Raw genomic sequence first — 20,149 nt, 5'->3', positions numbered from 1 at the left:
GTTGTGGATGCTTTGTCACGTGCGGTGCGATGTCAGTGGGCTGAATCACCGGACGACGAGCCCGCCCCGGACTTCCGGGAACGCGCGGAGATCAAGCCCCCGATGACAAGCGCGGCGCCGGCTCCGATCATGAGTCCGATCAGGACGTAGTTTCCGTCAAGGATCACCAGCCCCAGGTTGGAAATGATGTTCAGGATCGCGAGGGCTACGATGATCAGCCCCCAGACCACAGTCCCTACCCGCACCCGCGATGCCGCCGGTACATGCCCTGTCTCGAACGACGACACATGTCCTGCGTCGAACGACGAGGTGGATTCGTGCGTGCTCATGTCAGTTTCCTTCCTGGACAGTGACGTTGCTGAAGGTGCCGTCGAGTTTGATGACCAGCTTCGCTCCGGGCTTGTCCGTGTTGAAGCTGTTGCGCGTCCCGCCGCTGCTTTGGGTGATGGCTCCGCCGTCCTGCTTGAGGTTCGCGAAAGTCATGTCGGCCTGCAGCTCCACAGGCACGTTCGCCGGGATGACGAGCTTGATGTTGCTGGCGGTCACGTCCATCGGAACCACGACGTCGGAGGCCAGCGGCGCGGACAGGTTCAGCTTCGTCAGGTCAACAGTCCCGTCACCCGCCGTGATGTTGTATCCCTTGCTGGCGTCGTCGATGCTGACGGGGCTCCATTGGGCATTCCGCAACTGGAAGTGCTGCCCTGCGTTGGAAGCGACGTTGAACACTGCCCCGATCACCAAGGCCACGACGGCCAGGAAACCGAGAAGGCCCGAGGTCCGGCCGCGAAGCCCGGCAACCAGGATGCCAAGGCCGAGGACTCCGGCGCCGACAGCCCAGGCCACAGCGTCAGTGGCGCCTCCGAGGTGGACGGTATTGCCGGCGTCGAGCAGCTTGACCGTGCCGCCGGCCAGCAAAGCCGCACCTAGCGAGACGGCGACGATCGCCGCCCCGGGGCCCTGCCGCATCGGTCGTGGGGGCTGGGCGGGCTGGCCACCTGCCGGGTGGAAGCCCGTCGGGTTGAAGGGACCCGAAGGCGTCGAGGGGCCGTCAGTCCCATAGGCTCCCGACCCATAGGGGTTCGCGCTGTAGGCGCTTGAGTAGCCAGTGCCCGACGGCGGTACCGCACCGAAACTTTGCGCCGCGCCGTCGTACGGGCTGCTTGGAGTAGTGCCCGTTGCAGTGCCGGCGGCACCTGCGGCCGTTGCATAATCCGGTGTTCCCATGGCTTGCCTTCCGTTCCGGCCTCGACGGCCGGTCTTATTGCGCTGGACGAGGAAGTAGATCAGGTAAGCGGCGCCACCCACCCAGAACAGCGTCCAGAAGAGCCCGGGAAGGCCGTTCCAACCCCATCCCCAGAAGCCGTGGCCTAGGCCTGGCAGTCCGATGATGGTGCTGATCAGCGCGCCGGTCATACCTGCGGACCAGCGGCCCGCCCAGGCTTCCTGGGCGTGGATCCGGCCGTCGGGTTCGGGCAGGAACGCCCAGGCAAGGCCGTAGAGCAGGATCCCGATGCCGGCAAAGAGAGCCAGGACAATGAAGATGCCGCGGACAATGAGGGGATCGATGCCGAACCGGTGTGCGATGCCGCTGGCAACGCCGCCGACCCAGCGGTCCGGCCCGCGCCTGATGCCTTGGCTCCTGATCCAGTCGAAGAAGTTCTGCGATGTGGTGGGAGCTGCGTAGCTTGGTGCGCCTGTGCCGGTGTGGCTTCCTGCGCCGGTGCCGGGCTGCGCGGGTTCTTCCGTCGAGCCGGCGTCGGCCTGGTTGCTGGAATCTTCAGGATGTGGTTGCTGCGGAAGGTCCGCAGGCCGTTCCGGGTCCTCTGGATTCATGCTGTGCGAGTTCATGCTTCGATCTTGCCGTCCGCGGAGGATCGGCTCTATTGGGGGATACCCTGAACGTTCCCTGAGTGGCCCCCTGAGATGCCGCCCTTGCCGGCGCCGCAGCCCCTGATCCGTGTTTGGATGGATTCATGACAACAGTTCCGCAACGCCCGCCGCTGGTCCGCAGCAGCGACCGCATGATCGCGGGCGTATGCAGCGGACTGGCCGAACACTTGGGCGTGCCGGTGAAGTATGTCCGGCTCGGCATGGTTCTCGCGTCGTTCGCTGGCGGCGCAGGGTTGGCGTTCTATGCATGGTTGTGGGTGATGGTGCCTACCGCGGACGAAAGCGCCCGCCGCAACGCCCGCCGGCCGGCGTCGCCCATTGCTCCCGCGGTGAGCCTGGGCGCATCGGTTCCGGGCGCATCGGTTCCGGGCGCGTCGGTTTCGGGGGCGACGACCCCCGCCGGAACAACGAATGCCGTCCCGCCGTACGCGGCGGCCTTTCCCCACCCGGTGGCTTCCCACCCGGTGGCTCCCGACGCCGGTGCGCCGCCTTTGGCGCCGGCCCAGCAGGTCCCCGTCATCCCTTCGTGGTTCAGCCTCCGGCGCATCCCGTACGGCAAGGAGATCCTGCTTGGCGCTGCTCTGCTCGTTGTGGCAGCCATCCTCATCGCCCGGCAGCTCGGCGTCAATGTTCCGCTGGGTACGCTGATCCCGGCGGCCGCAATCCTCGGGGGAGCGGCGATCGCGTGGATGCAGCTTGACGAGACACGCCGGGCCGGGCTCGTGGACAAGACTAAGGCTGACCAGGCCGGCGGGTGGGTCCGCCTGGCTGCCGGCCTCGCGCTCGTGGTCGCCGGAGTGCTGGTGATGGTGTCCGGATCCGGTTCATGGGAACAGATGTGGCTCGCCCTTTTGGCGTCGGTCGCCGTGCTTGGCGGTGTGGCGCTGGTGTTACTGCCTTGGGGCCTCAAGTTCTGGAAGGACCTCGAAACGGAGCGCTCGGCACGGGTCCGGGAGACAGAACGTGCCGAGATCGCCGCCCACTTGCACGATTCCGTCTTGCAGACCCTCGCCCTCATTCAGCGACGGGCCGGCTCCGAGCAGGATGTGGTGCGGCTTGCCCGGGCCCAGGAGCGGGAACTTCGCACTTGGCTGTATCGCGATGACGCAAAGGATTCCGGGCTGCTCGCCGAGCGAATCGCGGCGGCGGCGGCCGAAGTGGAGGACGCCCATGGGCACGCGGTCGACGTGGTGAGCGTCGGTGACGCGGTGATGACGGACCGGCACGAAGCCCTCGTCCAGGCGGCTCGCGAAGCGATGCACAACGCCTCGAGGCACGGCGGGGGAGCCGTATCCGTCTACCTTGAGAGTTCCGATGCCGGCAGCGAGGTCTTCGTGCGGGACCGCGGCCCCGGCTTCGATATGGCAGCGGTTCCGGACGACCGGCTTGGAGTGAAGGAATCAATCATCGGCAGGATGAAGCGGCACGGCGGCTCGGCAACCATCAGCAGCAGTTCCGATGGCACCGAAGTCCGGCTGCGGCTGCCCGCCGAGAACGGCGACAAAGCCGAAAACCGAAACGAAGAAGGCAAGGCATGAGCACAGGGCAAGAACCCCGAACGGTCCGCGTTGTGATCGTCGACGATCACGCCATTTTCCGTTCCGGACTTAAGGCGGACCTCGATTCCCGGATCGACGTCGCAGGCGAGGCCGGAACGGTGGAACAAGCGATCGCCGTCATTTCCGACGTCAGGCCGGAAGTAGTGCTCCTCGACGTGCACTTGCCGGGCGGCCTGGGCGGTGGCGGGCGCGAAGTAATCAACGCCTCGGCTCCGTTGTTGGCAAGCACGCGCTTCCTTGCGTTGAGCGTGTCCGACGCCGCCGAAGACGTCGTGGCCGTCATTAGGGCGGGTGCGCGCGGGTACGTCACCAAGACGATTTCCGGCCCCGAGATCTCCGACGCCGTCGTCCGCGTCGCCGACGGAGACGCCGTTTTCTCACCCCGCTTAGCCGGATTTGTGCTCGATGCCTTCGGAACGGCACCGGCGGAAATTGCCGACGACGAGCTGGACCGCCTCTCCGCCAGGGAACTCGAGGTCATGCGCCTCATCGCCCGCGGCTACAGCTACAAGGAAGTGGCCAAGGAACTGTTCATTTCCATCAAGACCGTTGAAACCCACGTCTCCGCCGTGCTCCGTAAGCTGCAGCTTTCCAGCCGGCACGAGTTGACGAAATGGGCCGCCGAACGCCGCCTCCTCTAGCCCCCGCTCAGATATATATCTCAATTCCCCGACGCCCGCTCACCTTTTGGTGCCTTAAGGCAAGACGCTCGCTCACCTTTTGGTGCCTTAAGGCAAAACGCCCGCGCACCGTCCATCGACAGTGCGCGGGCGTTTTGGATCCGGGAGCCTACTTGGCCTGGCCCAGGAAATCCTGGAGGCGTCGGACGCCTTCGGCGAGGTCTTCGTCGCCCAAAGCGTAGGACAGCCGCACGTAGCCCGAGGGGCCGAATGCTTCGCCGGGAACGATGGCCACTTCAACCTCGTCCAGGATCAGCGAGGCAAGTTCTGCCGAGGTAGACGGACGGATCGGACCGTTCGCGGTCGGGAATTCCTTGCCCAGCAGCCCACGGACGTCGGCGTACACGTAGAAGGCGCCGGTCGGCGTCGGGCATTCCACGCCTTCGATGGCGTTCAGCCCGGCGACGATCGCCTTGCGGCGGCGGTCGAAGGCTACCTTCATCTCATCGACGGCGGTCAGCGGACCGGAGACGGCGGCAAGGGCACCGATCTGCATGATGTTGGAGACGTTTGACGTCGCGTGGGACTGGAGGTTGGTCGCAGCCTTGATGACGTCTGCCGGGCCGATCATCCAGCCGACGCGCCATCCGGTCATGGCGTAGGTCTTTGCCACGCCGTTCAGGATGACCACCTTGTCGCCGAGTTCCGGAGCGGCAGTGGCGATCGAGGTGAAGGGCACGCCATCGTAGGTCAGGTGCTCATAGATCTCGTCCGTGACAACCCAGAGTCCCTTGGACGCTGCCCATTTTCCGATCTCGGCGACCTGTTCGGCGCTGTAGACAGCGCCGGTCGGGTTGGACGGGGAAACGAACAGGAGGATCTTCGTCTTGTCCGTCACGGCGGCTTCGAGCTGCTCGACAGTCACGAGGTAGCCCTGTTCGGGACCCGCGAAGACCTCGACCGGCACGCCGCCGGCCAAGCGGATCGCTTCCGGGTACGTCGTCCAGAACGGGGTGGGAATGATTACTTCGTCGCCCGGATCAACGAGGGTTGCGAACGTGTTGTAGACAGCCTGCTTGCCGCCGTTGGTGACCAAAACCTCGGACGCCTCGACCTTGTAGCCGGAGTCGCGGAAAGTCTTGTCCGCGATGGCCTGCTTGAGTTCAGGAAGGCCGGCGGCGGGCGAGTAACGGTGGTACTTGGGCTGGGCGGCGGCTTCGACGGCGGCCTTGACGATGTAGTCGGGGGTCGGGAAGTCGGGTTCCCCTGCGCCGAAGCCGATCACGGGGCGGCCCGCTGCCTTCAGGGCCTTCGCCTTGGCGTCAACGGCAAGGGTGGCGGATTCGGCGATGGCGGAAATTCGCTGTGAAATGCGGGCGGCAGGTGTTCCGGCAGACATTTAGCACCGTTCTTCGCTGGCAGCTGAGGAGCTGGATGATGGGATTCGACGGAATCTACTTTATGCTGTTCTGCGGAGCGATCGGGCTAACACCGGGAAAGTGACAGTTGAGGCTGATCACATGGACCGGACAGCCGGGACACTCCGAAAATGGCCCGGTTCGACTATCGCGAAGTTGTTGCGTAGACTGGTTCACCGGTGTTGAAAAACATCACAATGGTTCGCGCCTCAGGTTGGGCCGGGATTCTCGAGTCGAGGGTTCTTTGGTCTGCCCGGAACGCGAATAAATATGGGCTCGTTCCATAGGGTAGTGGCGCAATTGGTAGCGCAGCGGTCTCCAAAACCGCAGGTTGCAGGTTCGAGTCCTGTCTGCCCTGCGCAAGCTGTTCCGGGGTTTATCCCCTGAACAAGCGCAGCAACCATGGCTCTGATCAGGGCCGGGTCAACGACGTTTGCATAGATGAGTGAGGAACAGGTGACCGAAACAGCTGCAAGCAGCTCGAAGGGCCGTCCTGCCAAAAAGGCCGATTCCGGCTTCTTCGCTCGAATCGCACTCTTCGTCCGCCAGATTATCGGCGAACTCAAGAAGGTCGTGGCCCCCACCCGCAAGGAACTGATCAATTACACGCTCGTGGTGCTGGTATTCGTGGCAATCATGATGCTTGTCGTCACTCTGCTGGATTTGGTCTTCGGCACTGGAATCAAGTGGATCTTCGGCGGTACAGGCGTCACGAACAGCTAGGCGCGGATCACTCCGCAAACCGTGTTGAATTCCCTTCAAATTCAAGGGATTTGGCAGGGTTTGCGGAATTGAGCCATTTAAATAGGCATGTTAGGCAATGAGGAAGCAGGAGACCAAGTGTCTGAGCAGGAGCTCGAGGTAACTGAGACTGAGCTGGATGGCCCGGCAGGCAACGCGGCTGAAGCCGTGGAGGAGTCCGAGGTCGAATCCGCTGCACCCGAAACTGCCGACGTCGACGACGAGACCGACGTCGATCCCGAGGACGCTGACGCGGCCGACGACGAAGAGACCGACTACGAAGAGGCGGATGACGCCGAAGAGTCGAACGACGACGCCCTCGCCTCCGCTGCCGCGAAGGCACCCGTTGATCCCGCCGAAGAGTTCAAGGCCAAACTCCGCCGCCAGGAAGGTGACTGGTACGTCATCCACTCCTACGCAGGCTACGAAAACCGCGTCAAGGCCAACCTCGAAACCCGAATCCAGACCCTGGACATGGAAGATTACATCTTCGAGATCCAGGTTCCCATGGAGGAGGTCGTCGAGATCAAGAACGCCCAGCGCAAGATCATCAACCGCGTGCGCATCCCGGGCTACGTCCTGGTCCGCATGGACCTGACCGACGCTTCCTGGGGTGCGGTCCGCCACACCCCGGGCGTCACCGGCTTCGTGGGCAACGCGCACAACCCGGTTCCGCTGCGCCTCGATGAGGTCTTCTCCATGCTGGCTCCGGTCTTCGAAGAAGAGCAGCAGGAAAAGGGCAAGCCGGTCAACAAGCAGAACCAGGCGCCCGTCAACGTGGACTTCGAAGTCGGGGAATCCGTCATCGTCAAGGAAGGCCCGTTCGAAACCCTTCCGGCCACGATCTCCGAGATCAAGGTCGAATCGCAGACCCTCGTGGTCCTCGTGTCGATCTTCGAGCGAGAGACTCCGGTTACGCTCGCATTCAACCAGGTCACCAAGATCTAGTTGACCCCAAAGTTTCGCTCCGCGGATGCCTGCTTAGCAGCCACGGAGCGGCCGGCCGCCTTGCCATGGCGGCCACAAACCTGAGGCACGCTCCTGTGTCCCAGGAAGTTATTGAGAGAAGGACCCACATTGGCTCCCAAAAAGAAGGTCACCGGCCTCATCAAGCTGCAGATCCAGGCAGGTGCCGCCAACCCGGCCCCGCCGATCGGTCCTGCGCTTGGCCAGCACGGTGTCAACATCATGGAATTCTGCAAGGCGTACAACGCTGCGACGGAAGCCCAGCGCGGAAACGTCATCCCGGTTGAAATCACGGTCTACGAAGACCGTTCCTTCACCTTCATCACCAAGACCCCGCCGGCTGCAGAGCTCATCAAGAAGGCTGCAGGCGTCGCCAAGGGTTCGGCTACCCCGCACACCGTCAAGGTTGCCAAGCTGACCCAGGCCCAGGTCAACGAGATCGCCAGCACCAAGATGGAAGACCTCAACGCCACGAGCCTCGAAGGCGCCGCAAAGATCATCGCGGGCACCGCTCGTTCGATGGGCATCACCGTCGAATAGTCGAGGAATGAACGGACGGTGAGGGCTGAGGAACGAGGCACTCGCCGGAAGTGAGTCCCGGAGGCTTTCGACAAGTAAACACCGTCGAATAGTCGAGGAATGAACGGACGGTGAGGGCTGAGGAACGAGGCACTCGCCGGAAGTGAGTCCCGGAGACTTTCGGCAAATAAATACCGTAGAGGGCTAAAACCCTCAACCGTCGGGAAACCGACACCAATGAATTATTGAAAATGTTGGAGATCCACGCCGGATTTCCAACTGTGGCAGGGCCCGGCGCGGTCCGCAGACCACAACTGCACAAGGAGAAATAAGCAGCATGGCAAAGCGCAGCAAAGCATATGAGGCAGCCGCGGCCAAGATCGAGGCGGACAAGGTTTACGCCCCGTTCGAGGCCATCAGCCTGGCGAAGGAAATCAACCCGTCCAAGTTCGACGCAACGGTTGAGGTAGCTTTCCGCCTCGGCGTTGACCCCCGTAAGGCCGACCAGATGGTCCGCGGCACGGTCAACCTGCCCCACGGCACCGGCAAGACCGCCCGCGTCCTCGTCTTCGCGACCGGTGACAAGGCCGAAGCAGCAATCGCTGCCGGCGCCGATTTCGTTGGTTCCGATGACCTGATCGAAAAGATCGCCGGCGGTTGGACCGACTTCGACGCAGCCGTTGCCACGCCTGACCTCATGGGTAAGGTTGGCCGCCTCGGTAAGGTCCTCGGCCCGCGTAACCTCATGCCGAACCCGAAGACCGGTACCGTGACCCCGGATGTCACCAAGGCTGTCAACGACATCAAGGGTGGCAAGATCGACTTCCGTGTCGACAAGCACTCGAACCTGCACTTCATCATCGGCAAGGTTTCCTTCGACGCCGTCAAGCTGGCTGAGAACTACGCAGCCGCCCTGGAAGAGGTCCTCCGTTTGAAGCCGTCGGCTTCGAAGGGCCGCTACATCCAGAAGGCCACCGTTGCCACCACGTTCGGCCCGGGCATCACCGTCGACCCGAACGTCACCAAGGTTCTCACCGAGGCGTAAGCCTGGCGAGCATCGAATCGAGAAGGACCGTCCGGCCTAGTGCCGGGCGGTCCTTTTTTCGCTCCCGACGGCGGCCCCCGTCGGGGTGCCGGGTTTCCCGACGGCGACTCCCGCCGTCGTAGGTGCCCCGCCAACGGGGTTCCCGCCAAGCCGCATCTACCGCCTCTGGCGGCCGCTCATTAAGCTAGGGACATGATTGACCAACGTCTGGATTTGTCCCGTTGCCCGGCGCGTCATGACTTTTAATGCCGGGGAAAACGAACATATGCTGGCAATCAAGACGCAGCTCGGCTTCCGACCGGCGGGACACGACGGCGAACGGCAAAAGAGGACCAAATGACGAGCACTGTGGAGATCGGCCAGCTCTGGATTCCCGATTCCCTGGACGGCAGGGACGCTAAGGATTTCCTGGACGCCGTCGAGGTCAGCCGCAAAGTCCGGATGCAGGTGTGGGGCAGCGACGACCTCGCATACACGCCGTTGGAGAAGCTCCTCGAGTTGTCGGATCCTTATGAGCGCCAGGTCATCCTGGTGGCGCGTGTTGATGGACGGATCGTCGGCACGGTGGATATCGCGCTCCCGCTCGCGGACAACATGGACCTGGCCGAGTTCACGCTCGATATCCTCCCGGACTTCCAGCGCCGGGGAATCGGCAAGCAGTTGCTGGAGGCGGCCGAGCACTTCGCCAGGAGCGAGGGCCGCAGCATCGTCCTGGTGGACACCAACCACCCCGCCTCATCGTTGCGGGGCAACGCGGATGAGCAGCTGGTTCCCGGCAGCGGCCTGGGCTTCGTCCCCTTGGCCAGCCGCGAGGTCGATTTCGCCATGCGGATGGGCTACACGCTCCAGCACATCGAACAGTTCAGTTCGTGCATCCTGCCGCTGGACTCCAAACTCGTGGCCGAGCTCGAACTTGAGGCCGAAGATACGAACGCGGGCCGGTACAGCCTCCACCATTGGACCGACCGTTGCCCGGAGCAGTGGCTTGAGGCCGTGGCTGCCCTGGAGAACGCGGCAGGGGAGCTGGCCACCGAGGGCGGCGAGGCTCCTGCGGGAGCGCAAGAGGAGCTGGTGTTCGACGCCGGTGTGTTGCGTCAGGCGGAGGACGCCGCCGTCGCGCAGGGCCGCCGCACGGTGGTCACCGCCGTCGAGCACGTTGCGAGCGGGCGCATTGTGGGACTGACCACCATCGGTGTCCTGGCGCAACGCCAGGACGTCGTTTTCCAGGACGACACGATCGTGTTGCAGGAGCACCGCGGAAACAAGCTGGGGCTGCTGATCAAGGTTGCCAACATGCAGCGGCTGAGCGAGCAGTTCCCGGATGCCCGGGTGATCTACACCTGGAACGCGCCCGAAAACCGCTACCTTCTGACGGTGAACCGCCAGCTGGGCTTCACGACCGCCGGCGTCACGGGATTGTGGCAGAAGGAACTGCCGGGCACGGGACCAAAGGTCACGTCGTCTGAGTAGTCGCCTGAGTAGTCGCCGCGATTTGGCGATGTGTTGGCCCGTCCCGTAAGCTTGAACCACCAAAGACCGTCGGTTGATGGGAATCCACTCCTCCGGGCACAGCTCAAGACTGTAGCCGTGCGCGGAAGAACCAAGTGGCTTCCTTGACGAAGGACCCTGACAAGGGCGGCCGGCGCAGGTGAACGAAGCAAGTCTCCATGATCGTTGTATTGTGTCGAGCCAAGCCCCGTGCATCTGCGCGGGGCGTTTTTAGTTGTAGCTCTTTTTGAGCGGGGACCCGGAAAACCGGCTTTATTCCCCGGAAGGAGGGTTATGGCAACGCCCAACAAGATCGCAGCAGTAGCTGAGATCACGAACGATTTCAAGGAATCGACCGCCGCTGTCCTGACCGAATACCGCGGGCTCTCTGTCGCACAGCTCAAGCAGCTGCGTGTTTCTCTCGGCCTGGACACCAAGTTCTCGGTCGTCAAGAACACCCTGACCGCCATTGCAGCCAAGGAAGCTGGTGTCGATGCGTTCGACGGTCAGCTCGCCGGCCCCACTGCGATTGCATTCATCAAGGGTGACGCGGTTGCTGCCGCCAAGAGCCTGACGGACTTTGCCAAGACCAACAAGCAGCTGATCATCAAGACCGGCTACTTCGAAGGCAAGGCACTGAACGCAGCAGAGGTTGCCGCCCTGGCGGCCCTCGAGTCCCGTGAGCTGCAGCTCGCAAAGGTTGCAGGCGTCCTCAAGGCTCCTGCCGCTGCTGCTGCACGCATCATCGACGCCCTGCGCCTCAAGCTTGAAGAAGAGGGCGGCGCTCCTGCTCCGGCCGCTGAAGAAGCACCGGCTGCCGAAGAGGCTCCCGCCGAGGCTGCTGCAGAAGAGGCTGCCGCTCCGGCTGAAGCCGCTGAAGCAGCAACCGAAGAGAACTAGGTTCTCCCCAAATCAAAACTCCGGTGCGGTAGCGGACATGCTCCGCGGCAGCACCACCTAAAGGAAGGACGCCAACATGGCGAAGCTCAGCAACGAAGAGCTCATTGAAGCTTTCAAGGAACTGACCATCATCGAGCTCTCCGAGTTCGTCAAGCTCTTCGAAGAGACCTTCGAAGTTACCGCTGCTGCCGTTGCAGTTGCTGGCCCGGCTGCCGGCGGCGCTGCTGAAGAAGCTGAAGAGAAGACCGAATTCGACGTCATCCTCGAAGCTGCTGGCGACAAGAAGATCGCAGTGATCAAGGAAGTCCGCGCTATCACCTCCCTCGGCCTCAAGGAAGCCAAGGACCTGGTTGACGGTGCTCCGAAGGCTGTCCTCGAAGGTGCGAACAAGGAAGCTGCCGAGAAGGCCAAGGCTCAGCTCGAAGAAGCTGGCGCCACCGTTACCATCAAGTAACTCGCTTTACCAAGGAAGCCCCGTCCGGATTCGTCCGGGCGGGGCTTCCTTGCTTTTAAGGCAACGCGGGGTCACTTACGGCCCACGTTGGTGCCGCAGAATCATACGGTCGTTGGGGTTATAGGACAAAACGTGTGTAATTCCCGGGCGCGTCATGTGCGGCCTGCCCATCCTTTGCGGGTCCAGAGGCCTTCTTCGGCGATGAGGCCGGTGCTGTAGAGCTCAGGGCCTGGGTTCTGTTCGGTAGGGGCCGCGGGTGTGGTCTTGGCGGGGCGGTAATGACTGGTCTTGATGAGTTTGGCCGGTGGCAGCGGCTGCTCGCTGTGGAGGTAGAGGTACCATTCGATCGCGCGTTTGCGGTGCTCTTCGCTCATTCCGCGGTGTGCTCGGAGGAGTAGCCGGAGTTGGGCGTTGGTGCCGCCTTCAATGCGTTTGGTGGTCGAGGCGATCTGAAGGCCTGCGAACTCGGTGCGCAGGTAGGTGAACAGCGTCCCGGCCTGGCTGAGTCGTTCCAGGAGCCGGTATGCCTTGCGGAGCCTGTCATGGGTGTACCACCAGGCCTGATTGGCCCTAACCCATCCCGGCACGACGGCAGTGCCGTTTCGATAGGTGCGGGCTTTGACCAGGTGCCCGTAACTCCGGTGCCAGTCATTGAGCCCTCCTAGCCACGCGGCGGCTTCGGACGCGGTGGTGATCCTCGTCAATGCCCGCCCGAGCCGCAGCAATGCCTTGCCTGCGTCGGTCCGGGGCCGGCCAGTCAGGTAGGAGCGGACATTGCGCTGGACATGGACCAAGCAGCGTTGGACCGCGGTCTCACTCCAGCACTCGGACAGGGCTGCTGCGATTCCGGAGCCACCATCGGTAATCACGACGGTGGGGGCCGGGAACCGGCCGAGCAGGGCAGCCCACGCGGCCTTCTTTTCGGTGTCGCACCACTGCCAGCCGAGCACGTGATCCCCAGCGACAGCGATCAGGCAGCACCACGAGCCCACGTAGATCCCGTCGACCTGGATCTGGTCATGGATCTCGCCGGTGACCGGGATCTCCGGGGCGATGTTCCAACACCACGAGGTGCGGCGCCGGAAGGACCTTGCCGTTCCGAAGGAGGTCGCGGACGACTGGCTCGACGTGCCCAGCAGCCAGTCCAGGAACGCGTCCAATTCCGCACGCCGGCTCACGTCAGGACGTTCACCCGAACGGCTCGCCCCGCATTCCAGGCACCGGTATCGCTGCTTGCCGGCAGCTGTCTTGCCGTTCCGAACCAGCGCACGACCACAAATCAAACACTCCAGAGATATGCAAGCACCCCAGCCACACTAGGCTTCAAAAGCTTAGCTACCTCTAATTTCCCGCGCGCTCACTGGGAAGCAAGCCCCTCCCATACACACGTTTTGTCCTATAACCCGGTCGTTGCAACATTCTGAGTTTTGGAGGTTGCCATGCCGAGTGGTTATCGGGCGCCCGATGCGCTGAAGGATGAGTTCTTTTCTCTTCTGCGGCAGGGGGTGTCGGTCAAGGAAGCCTCTGCCCGGATTGGGGTGTGGCGCAGTAATACGCAGCGGTGGTTGGGCAAGACTGGCGGCATGCGGATGCGTAGGGGTGTTGACGGCGGTGTTGAGGCGGGCCCGGTGCCGGCTGTCCGGGCCGGGTCGAACCGGCTCAATCTGGTGGACCGGGCGGTGATCATGATCCGGGTCCGCGGGGGCGCCAGGGTCGCGGCGATCGCCCGGGAAATCGGCCGGGACCGGTCGGTGGTGTGGCGGGAAATCCGTCGGAACCGGGGAGCTGACGGGTCGTATCAGGCCGATGTGGCGCAGATACTCACCCATCAGCGCGCCCGGCGCCCCAAGGCGTTCCGGCTTCAGAACCCGGAGCTGGTCAAGTACGTCGAGGACGCGATGGATGATGGCTGGTCCCCGAAGCTGGTCTCCTTGGTTCTGAGGGAGACCTTCGGTCACGATGAGAGCATGCAGATCAGCCACGAAACGATCTATCAGAGCCTCTACGTCCAGGGCCGGGGCGAGCTGCGCAAGGATCTTTACCGGTGCCTGAGCACCAGCCGGAGCAAACGAACGCCCCGCGGTGAGCGACCCCGCGGAAACGCAGGCCAGCACTACAAGGATGCTCCGAAGATCTCCGAACGCCCCGCCGAGGCCGCTGACCGTGCCGTGCCCGGGCACTGGGAAGGCGACCTCATCGTGGGCAAGGACGGCCGCAGCGCCGTTGGCACCCTGGTCGAACGCAGCACCCGGTACACGATCCTGCTGCACCTGCCCGGCCGGCACACCGCCCAGGAAGTCGCCGATGCGATGATCGCCCAGATGCGCCGGCTCCCGGATCAGCTGATCAAAACCGTGACCTGGGACCGCGGCTCCGAAATGGTCCAGTACCCCCGCATCCAGATGGCATTGGACGCGGGGGTGTACTTCTGCGACCCGCACTCACCCTGGCAGCGCGGAACCAACGAGAACACCAACCGGCTGCTGCGCCACTGGTTCGAGAAAGGCACAGACCTCTCGGTTTTCACCGCCGACGACCTCGAGACCATCGCCGAGAAACTCAACAACCGGCCCCGCCCAACACTGAACCTCGAGACCCCAAAGCAACGCATGCGCCAACTCATCGCCACCGCAGCCTAAACCCCATTGTTGCAACGACCAGTTGACTTTGAGTGCCTCAAATGGGCCGTAAGTGACCCCGCGTTGCCTAGATGGGATCGCTTATGTCGGCTACCATCGCGCCCAAGGCTCCAGTGAGCTCATCGGCTTCGACGAACGCGCTGTAGCCGTGCTCACCGGCGCCCATCGAGATCCGCCGGCCGGTGATGGAGGCATCCGCGTAGACCGGCCAGGGCTTTGAGCTGCCCAGGGGAGTGATGGTGCCGCGCTCATAGCCGGTGGCTTCGAAGGCGACGTCGGCTGACGGCATGGAGAGCTTGTTGGCGCCGAGGAGCGCGCGCAGCTTCGGCCAGGAAATCTGCCGGTCGCCCGGGATCAGGGCGAACAGGAATGAACCGTCCCGGTGCTTGACCACGAGGGACTTCACAATGTCCGACGGCGTGATCCCCAGTATGCGGGCGGCCTCTTCCAGGCTGTTGGCAGCGGCCCGTTCCACCAGCTGTACTTCGAGCCCGCGGGTGGCTGCGTCGGCCAGGAACCGTTCGGTGCCTCGCATTCATTCCTCGTTTCCCGGTGTTTCTCACCAATTACAACCAATGCGTACCAATTCCGGCCGTTTCCCCGGGCCGTTCCTCGGCCAGCCCAGCCGCCCAACTGCCCAGCCGGCCAGCTCAGCCGCCCAGCCGCCCAACTGCCCATCCGCGCAGCCAAGCCCAACTGGCCGCCCGCCGTCGGGGTTTAGTCGCGGTAGAGGAGCAGCGCCTCGCCCTGGCCACCGCCGCCGCACAGGGCCACGGCTGCCTTGCCTGTTCCGCGGCGCTTGAGCTCGTGGGCCGCATGGCCGGCAAGCCGCGCCCCGGACGCTCCGATCGGATGCCCGAGGGCAATCGCTCCGCCGTGGATATTGCACTTTTCCAAGGGGTATTCCAAGTCCTTGAGCGACTGGACGGCCACCGAGCCGAAGGCTTCGTTGATTTCGATGAAGTCCAGGTCCGACGTCGCCCATCCTGCACGGTCCAGGGCGCGACGTATGGCGTTGGCGGGCTGGGAGTGGAGGCCGTTGTCCGGACCGGCCACTTGTCCGGGGCGCCCCACCAGGGCGAGGTAGTCGAGGCCGTTTTCCTCGGCAAAGCGGCGGCTGGTCAGCACGAGTGCGGAGGCGCCGTCGGACAGGGGAGAGGAGTTGCCCGCCGTGATGGTTCCGTCCGTGGCGAAAGCGCTCTTCAGCGGGGCGAGGGTCTCGAGTGTCGTCTGGGGACGCACGCCTTCGTCGCTGGCCAGTACCACGGGGTCGCCCTTACGCTGCTTGACGCTGATGGGGGAGATTTCGCCGTCGAACACTCCCTGTTCCGCGGCGGCAGCGGCGCGCTGGTGGGAGGCCACGGCCACTTGGTCCTGGGAGCGGCGGTCGATGCCAAGCGCAAGGTTCCCGATCTCGGTGGACAGGCCCATCGACTGGCCGTCGAAGGCGTCGGTGAGGCCGTCGTGGGCGGCGACGTCGAGGGCCTGGACCGCACCGTAGCTCCACCCTTGGCGCGAACCGGGGAGCAGGTGGGGAGCCCGGCTCATGGATTCCTGCCCGCCGGCAACCACCACGGTGGCGTCTCCGGCGCGGATCATGCGCGCCGCATCGATCACGGCGGTCAGGCCGGAGAGGCAAACCTTGTTGATGGTGACGGCCGGAACGTTCCAGCCGATGCCGGCGGCGATGGCGCTTTGCCGGGCAGGATTCTGTCCGGCGCCGGCCTGCAGGACTTGCCCCATGATCACCGCGTCCACTTTGTCGGCGGTCAACCCGCTCGCCGCCAGCGCGCCGGTGATGGCGTGCGCACCGAGTTCGACGGCGGTGAGCCCGGAGAGCTGGCCGTTCAACCGGCCCTGCGGGGTTCGGGTCGCGGCCAGGATGACAACGTCGTTGTTGTCACTTTTGTCTGAAGGAGTGCTCATTTCTGCTTCTTCCGGTCAAGGTTGGTGAGCCTAGGCTATCGCGGCACCCATGCCTCTTCATTCAACAATGGGGCCCGAAACAACATTCCGCCGCGCCTTACCTTATAGGTGCCTTCAGCAACAGTGCTTGCATTCGAACGCAATGTGGGGTAGACAGGTGGGTTGATTTGCCGTATTGTGGATATTTGCGTCTTCCCTGTTAACCTTCAGCCTTCATATAGCGGTGGGCTACACCCCTCAGCTGTGCCATTGATGTGCCGTCTAGTACGTGCGCGGCCTTGGTCGGCCGGGGTCCCGGGTCATATAGCGGAACCGGAAAGGTACGCTGCGGATTCAGTCCGCAACGTGCAAGCGGGGGAGATCTGAAAACGCCTGAAGGTCTGTGGAAGGATCCCTCTTGGTCGCCTCGAGCACCTCTAATAACGAAACCGCTAACACGGCAAGCACCGACGGTGCGACTCGCCGGCTCTCATTCGCAAAGATTCACGAACCACTGGACGTTCCGAATCTACTCGCCCTGCAGACGGACAGCTTTGACTGGCTGGTCGGAAACGAACGCTGGCAGGCGCGGGTAGCGAAGGCTGTCGAGGAAGGCGACCTCAGCGTCGCCACCACGTCGGGACTCGCTGACATCTTCGAAGAGATCTCCCCCATCGAGGACTTCCAGGGCACCATGTCCCTGAGCTTCTCCGAGCCGGAGTTCGCTGATCCGAAGTACACCATGGCCGAATGCAAAGACCGTGACGCCACTTACTCGGCACCCCTGTATGTCAAGGCCGAGTTCATGAACAACAACACGGGCGAAATCAAGCAGCAGACCGTGTTCATGGGCGACTTCCCCCTCATGACTGAAAAGGGAACGTTCGTCGTCAACGGCACCGAGCGTGTCGTCGTCTCCCAGCTGGTCCGTTCGCCGGGCGCCTACTTCGAGCGCGCCGCTGACAAGACCAGTGACAAGGACATTTTCACCGCGAAGATCATCCCTTCCCGCGGTGCATGGTTTGAACTGGAAATCGACAAGCGCGACCAAGTCGGCGTCCGCCTCGACCGCAAGCGCAAGCAGTCGGTCACCGTTCTCCTGAAGGCCCTCGGCTGGACCGAAGGCCAGATCCTCGAAGAGTTCGGCCAGTACGACTCCATGCGGGCAACCCTGGAGAAGGACGCCACCGAAACCCGCGAAGACGCGCTCTTGGACATCTACCGCAAGCTGCGTCCGGGCGAGCCGCCCACCGTCGAGGCTGCCCAGTCCTTGCTGGACAACCTGTACTTCAACCCGAAGCGCTACGACCTCGCCAAGGTTGGCCGTTACAAGATCAACCGGAAGCTCGGCATCGACCGCTCCCTTGGTGACAAGGAAGCTTCGGTCCTGCACGTCGAAGACATCGTGGCCATGATCAAGTTCCTCGTCGCGCTGCACGCCGGCGAGAAGACCCTCATGGGCAAGCGCGATGGCGAAGAACACGAACTCCGCGTGGAAATCGACGACATCGACCACTTCGGCAACCGCCGCATCCGCGCCGTCGGCGAGCTCATCGAGAACCAGGTCCGCACCGGCCTGTCCCGCATGGAGCGCGTCGTCCGCGAACGCATGACCACGCAGGACGTCGAAGCGATCACGCCGCAGACCCTGATCAACATCCGCCCCGTGGTGGCCGCGATCAAGGAGTTCTTCGGAACTTCCCAGCTGTCCCAGTTCATGGACCAGAACAACCCGTTGTCCGGCCTGACCCACAAGCGCCGCCTCTCGGCCCTTGGCCCGGGTGGTCTGTCCCGTGACCGCGCCGGCATGGAAGTCCGAGACGTCCACCCGTCGCACTACGGACGCATGTGCCCGATCGAAACCCCTGAAGGTCCGAACATCGGCCTCATCGGTTCGCTGGCATCCTACGGCCGGATCAACCCGTTCGGTTTCATCGAGACCCCGTACCGCCTGGTGAAGGACGGCGTCGTGTCCGACGACGTCCAGTACCTTACGGCGGACGACGAAGCCGAGGTCCTGATCGCCCAGGCCAACGCTCCGCTCGACGAGAACAAGCGTTTTGCCGAAGAGACCGTTCTTGTCCGTGCCCGTGGTGGTGGAGGCGAGCCTGTCCTCGTTCCGGCAGAGGATGTCCAGTTCATGGACGTTTCCCCGCGCCAGATGGTGTCCGTTGCTACGGCGCTGATCCCGTTCCTCGAACATGACGATGCAAACCGCGCACTCATGGGTGCCAACATGCAGCGCCAGGCTGTGCCGTTGGTTCGTTCCGAGGCTCCCTTCGTGGGTACCGGCATGGAACGCGCCGCTGCCGTCGACGCCGGTGACGTTGTCATCGCGAAGAAGGCCGGTGTGGTCAACGAAGTTTCCGCGGACCTCGTCACCATGCTCAACGACGACGGCACGGAAACCAGCTACCGCATCAACAAGTTCGCCCGCTCCAACCAGGGCAACTGCTACAACCACCGTGTACTGGTCAACGAAGGCCAGCGCCTCGAGGTCGGCGGCATCATTGCTGACGGCCCCGCGACGGACCAGGGTGAGCTCGCCCTCGGAAAGAACCTCCTCGTGGCATTCATGTCCTGGGAAGGCCACAACTTCGAGGACGCCATCATCCTGTCGCAGCGCATCGTTGCCGAGGACGTCCTTTCCTCCATCCACATCGAGGAGCACGAGATCGATGCCCGCGACACCAAGCTTGGTGCCGAGGAAATCACCCGTGACATCCCGAACGTGTCCGAGGAAGTCCTTGCGGGACTGGACGAGCGCGGCATCATCCACATCGGTGCGGAGGTTGAAGCCGGCGATATCCTGGTGGGCAAGGTCACCCCGAAGGGTGAAACCGAGCTGACTCCGGAAGAGCGCCTGCTCCGCGCGATCTTCGGCGAGAAGTCCCGCGAAGTGCGCGACACCTCCCTGAAGGTTCCGCACGGCGAATCCGGCACGGTTATCGGCGTCCGCGTCTTCGACCGCGACAACGACGACGAACTGCCGCCGGGCGTCAACCAGCTGGTCCGCGTCTACGTGGCTGCCAAGCGAAAGATCACCGACGGCGACAAGCTCGCCGGCCGCCACGGCAACAAGGGTGTCATTTCCAAGATCCTGCCTGTCGAAGACATGCCGTTCCTCGCGGACGGTACGCCGGTTGACATCGTCCTGAACCCGCTTGGTGTTCCGGGTCGCATGAACGTCGGCCAGGTGCTGGAAACCCACCTCGGCTGGGTTGCCAAGACGGGTTGGAAGATCGAAGGCGAGCCGGAGTGGGTCAAGAACCTGCCGAACCTGCCTCGTGAAACCGGCCAGACGACTGTTGCCACCCCGGTGTTCGACGGTGCGCGCGAAGAGGAAATCACCGGCCTGCTGGATTCCACGAACGTGACCCGCGACGGCGACCGCCTGATCGACTCCTCCGGCAAGACCCGGTTGTTCGACGGCCGCTCCGGCGAGCCGTTCCCGGACCCGATCTCCGTGGGCTACATGTACATCCTGAAGCTCCACCACTTGGTGGACGACAAGATCCACGCCCGCTCCACCGGCCCGTACTCCATGATCACGCAGCAGCCGCTGGGTGGTAAGGCACAGTTCGGTGGTCAGCGTTTCGGTGAAATGGAAGTGTGGGCGCTCGAGGCATACGGCGCCGCCTACACCCTCCAGGAACTGCTCACGATCAAGTCGGATGACATCCACGGCCGCGTGAAGGTTTACGAAGCCATCGTCAAGGGCGAGAACATCCCCGAACCCGGCGTTCCGGAATCCTTCAAGGTTTTGATCAAGGAAATGCAGTCGCTGTGCCTGAACGTGGAGGTTCTCTCCACGGATGGCACGACGATCGAAATGCGTGACTCTGATGACGCAGTCTTTACGGCTGCGGAAGAACTGGGCATTGATCTGTCTCGCGCAGAGCCCAGCTCCGTAGAAGAGGTCTAACAGCCGCCGGGCTGGCGGTCCTCGGACCGTCAGCCCAGGGCGCTGCCTCTTTGCCGTAAACCAAGACTTCAGAATTTAGA

17 protein-coding genes and 1 tRNA gene are annotated in these 20,149 nt (G+C 63.4%); 12 read left to right on the top strand and 6 right to left on the bottom strand.

What is annotated here, in order from left to right; genetic code table 11:
• Nucleotides 1–32: 32 nt before the first annotated feature.
• Entirely contained in the window at nucleotides 33–329 is a 297-nt protein-coding gene (locus ABCW42_RS15770; RefSeq protein WP_423182074.1) for a hypothetical protein, read from the bottom strand.
• Nucleotide 330: 1 nt separating this feature from the next.
• Entirely contained in the window at nucleotides 331–1,848 is a 1,518-nt protein-coding gene (locus ABCW42_RS15765; protein ID WP_423182073.1) for a PspC domain-containing protein, read from the bottom strand.
• 125 nt (nucleotides 1,849–1,973) lie between these two features.
• Here ABCW42_RS15765 and ABCW42_RS15760 point away from each other — a divergent pair, with 125 nt between their 5' ends.
• Both ABCW42_RS15760 and ABCW42_RS15755 read left to right on the top strand, forming a co-directional pair.
• Nucleotides 1,974–3,428: a PspC domain-containing protein gene (locus ABCW42_RS15760; RefSeq protein ID WP_423182072.1), complete on the top strand. Its 1,455-nt coding sequence runs from the start codon at nucleotides 1,974–1,976 to the stop codon at nucleotides 3,426–3,428.
• Nucleotides 3,425–4,090 (top strand): LuxR C-terminal-related transcriptional regulator, encoded by a 666-nt coding sequence (locus tag ABCW42_RS15755; RefSeq protein ID WP_423182071.1) that lies wholly within the window; start codon nucleotides 3,425–3,427, stop codon nucleotides 4,088–4,090. Before ABCW42_RS15760 ends, ABCW42_RS15755 begins: the two co-directional genes overlap by 4 nt.
• Before the next feature lie 148 nt (nucleotides 4,091–4,238).
• Here ABCW42_RS15755 and ABCW42_RS15750 read toward each other — a convergent pair whose 3' ends face one another.
• The gene (locus ABCW42_RS15750; protein WP_423182070.1) at nucleotides 4,239–5,468 is read right to left on the bottom strand and encodes a pyridoxal phosphate-dependent aminotransferase; all 1,230 of its coding nucleotides are present in this window, start codon (nucleotides 5,466–5,468) and stop codon (nucleotides 4,239–4,241) included.
• Nucleotides 5,469–5,772: 304 nt separating this feature from the next.
• Here ABCW42_RS15750 and ABCW42_RS15745 point away from each other — a divergent pair.
• From ABCW42_RS15745 to rplL, 8 genes are all read left to right on the top strand, one after another.
• Nucleotides 5,773–5,845 (top strand) — tRNA-Trp (locus ABCW42_RS15745).
• Between the two features lie 83 nt (nucleotides 5,846–5,928).
• Nucleotides 5,929–6,210 (top strand): preprotein translocase subunit SecE, encoded by a 282-nt coding sequence (secE, locus tag ABCW42_RS15740; protein ID WP_133202393.1) that lies wholly within the window; start codon nucleotides 5,929–5,931, stop codon nucleotides 6,208–6,210.
• A 117-nt stretch (nucleotides 6,211–6,327) separates the two neighbouring features.
• The gene (nusG, locus tag ABCW42_RS15735) at nucleotides 6,328–7,176 is read left to right on the top strand and encodes a transcription termination/antitermination protein NusG (protein ID WP_423182069.1); all 849 of its coding nucleotides are present in this window, start codon (nucleotides 6,328–6,330) and stop codon (nucleotides 7,174–7,176) included.
• Nucleotides 7,177–7,305: 129 nt separating this feature from the next.
• Nucleotides 7,306–7,734, top strand: a complete 429-nt coding sequence (gene rplK / locus ABCW42_RS15730) for a 50S ribosomal protein L11 (RefSeq protein WP_043483056.1) — start codon at nucleotides 7,306–7,308, stop codon at nucleotides 7,732–7,734.
• Between the two features lie 316 nt (nucleotides 7,735–8,050).
• Complete coding sequence (gene rplA, locus ABCW42_RS15725) at nucleotides 8,051–8,758, top strand: 50S ribosomal protein L1 (RefSeq protein WP_133202391.1); 708 nt, start codon at nucleotides 8,051–8,053, stop codon at nucleotides 8,756–8,758.
• 336 nt (nucleotides 8,759–9,094) lie between these two features.
• A complete protein-coding gene (locus ABCW42_RS15720) occupies nucleotides 9,095–10,228 on the top strand; it encodes a GNAT family N-acetyltransferase (RefSeq protein ID WP_423182068.1) in 1,134 nt (377 codons plus the stop codon).
• A 312-nt stretch (nucleotides 10,229–10,540) separates the two neighbouring features.
• On the top strand, nucleotides 10,541–11,146 hold the full coding sequence (gene rplJ, locus ABCW42_RS15715; protein ID WP_423182067.1) for a 50S ribosomal protein L10: 606 nt from the start codon (nucleotides 10,541–10,543) through the stop codon (nucleotides 11,144–11,146).
• Nucleotides 11,147–11,222: 76 nt separating this feature from the next.
• A complete protein-coding gene (rplL, locus tag ABCW42_RS15710) occupies nucleotides 11,223–11,600 on the top strand; it encodes a 50S ribosomal protein L7/L12 (protein WP_133202388.1) in 378 nt (125 codons plus the stop codon).
• 152 nt (nucleotides 11,601–11,752) lie between these two features.
• On the opposite strand, the gene ABCW42_RS15705 is transcribed toward rplL, so the two are convergent.
• Entirely contained in the window at nucleotides 11,753–12,883 is a 1,131-nt protein-coding gene (locus ABCW42_RS15705; protein ID WP_423182066.1) for an IS1249 family transposase, read from the bottom strand.
• 156 nt (nucleotides 12,884–13,039) lie between these two features.
• Between ABCW42_RS15705 and ABCW42_RS15700 the strand changes: the two genes are divergently transcribed.
• Entirely contained in the window at nucleotides 13,040–14,239 is a 1,200-nt protein-coding gene (locus tag ABCW42_RS15700) for an IS30 family transposase (protein WP_423181917.1), read from the top strand.
• Nucleotides 14,240–14,306: 67 nt separating this feature from the next.
• Here ABCW42_RS15700 and ABCW42_RS15695 read toward each other — a convergent pair whose 3' ends face one another.
• Nucleotides 14,307–14,774 (bottom strand): aminoacyl-tRNA deacylase, encoded by a 468-nt coding sequence (locus tag ABCW42_RS15695; RefSeq protein ID WP_423182065.1) that lies wholly within the window; start codon nucleotides 14,772–14,774, stop codon nucleotides 14,307–14,309.
• Between the two features lie 182 nt (nucleotides 14,775–14,956).
• Complete coding sequence (locus ABCW42_RS15690) at nucleotides 14,957–16,165, bottom strand: acetyl-CoA C-acetyltransferase (protein ID WP_423182064.1); 1,209 nt, start codon at nucleotides 16,163–16,165, stop codon at nucleotides 14,957–14,959.
• Between the two features lie 397 nt (nucleotides 16,166–16,562).
• Between ABCW42_RS15690 and rpoB the strand changes: the two genes are divergently transcribed.
• The gene (gene rpoB / locus ABCW42_RS15685) at nucleotides 16,563–20,069 is read left to right on the top strand and encodes a DNA-directed RNA polymerase subunit beta (RefSeq protein ID WP_133202385.1); all 3,507 of its coding nucleotides are present in this window, start codon (nucleotides 16,563–16,565) and stop codon (nucleotides 20,067–20,069) included.
• Nucleotides 20,070–20,149 lie beyond the last annotated feature (80 nt).

The sequence above is a fragment of the Arthrobacter sp. NyZ413 genome, from assembly GCF_049390645.1.
In the GTDB taxonomy this organism is placed as follows: domain Bacteria; phylum Actinomycetota; class Actinomycetes; order Actinomycetales; family Micrococcaceae; genus Arthrobacter.
The sequence above is the reverse complement of the archived record's forward strand: the minus strand, read 5'-3'. Positions and strand labels throughout refer to the sequence as shown.

Bases quoted from the DNA above. Each gene is read 5' to 3' on its own strand.
- ABCW42_RS15770 (WP_423182074.1), bottom strand. From the start codon at position 329: ATGAGCACGCACGAATCCACCTCGTCGTTCGACGCAGGACATGTGTCG.
- ABCW42_RS15765 (WP_423182073.1), bottom strand. From the start codon at position 1,848: ATGAACTCGCACAGCATGAATCCAGAGGACCCGGAACGGCCTGCGGAC.
- ABCW42_RS15760 (WP_423182072.1), top strand. From the start codon at position 1,974: ATGACAACAGTTCCGCAACGCCCGCCGCTGGTCCGCAGCAGCGACCGC.
- ABCW42_RS15755 (WP_423182071.1), top strand. From the start codon at position 3,425: ATGAGCACAGGGCAAGAACCCCGAACGGTCCGCGTTGTGATCGTCGAC.
- ABCW42_RS15750 (WP_423182070.1), bottom strand. From the start codon at position 5,468: ATGTCTGCCGGAACACCTGCCGCCCGCATTTCACAGCGAATTTCCGCC.
- secE (WP_133202393.1), top strand. From the start codon at position 5,929: ATGAGTGAGGAACAGGTGACCGAAACAGCTGCAAGCAGCTCGAAGGGC.
- rplA (WP_133202391.1), top strand. From the start codon at position 8,051: ATGGCAAAGCGCAGCAAAGCATATGAGGCAGCCGCGGCCAAGATCGAG.
- ABCW42_RS15720 (WP_423182068.1), top strand. From the start codon at position 9,095: ATGACGAGCACTGTGGAGATCGGCCAGCTCTGGATTCCCGATTCCCTG.
- rplJ (WP_423182067.1), top strand. From the start codon at position 10,541: ATGGCAACGCCCAACAAGATCGCAGCAGTAGCTGAGATCACGAACGAT.
- rplL (WP_133202388.1), top strand. From the start codon at position 11,223: ATGGCGAAGCTCAGCAACGAAGAGCTCATTGAAGCTTTCAAGGAACTG.
- ABCW42_RS15700 (WP_423181917.1), top strand. From the start codon at position 13,040: ATGCCGAGTGGTTATCGGGCGCCCGATGCGCTGAAGGATGAGTTCTTT.
- ABCW42_RS15695 (WP_423182065.1), bottom strand. From the start codon at position 14,774: ATGCGAGGCACCGAACGGTTCCTGGCCGACGCAGCCACCCGCGGGCTC.
- ABCW42_RS15690 (WP_423182064.1), bottom strand. From the start codon at position 16,165: ATGAGCACTCCTTCAGACAAAAGTGACAACAACGACGTTGTCATCCTG.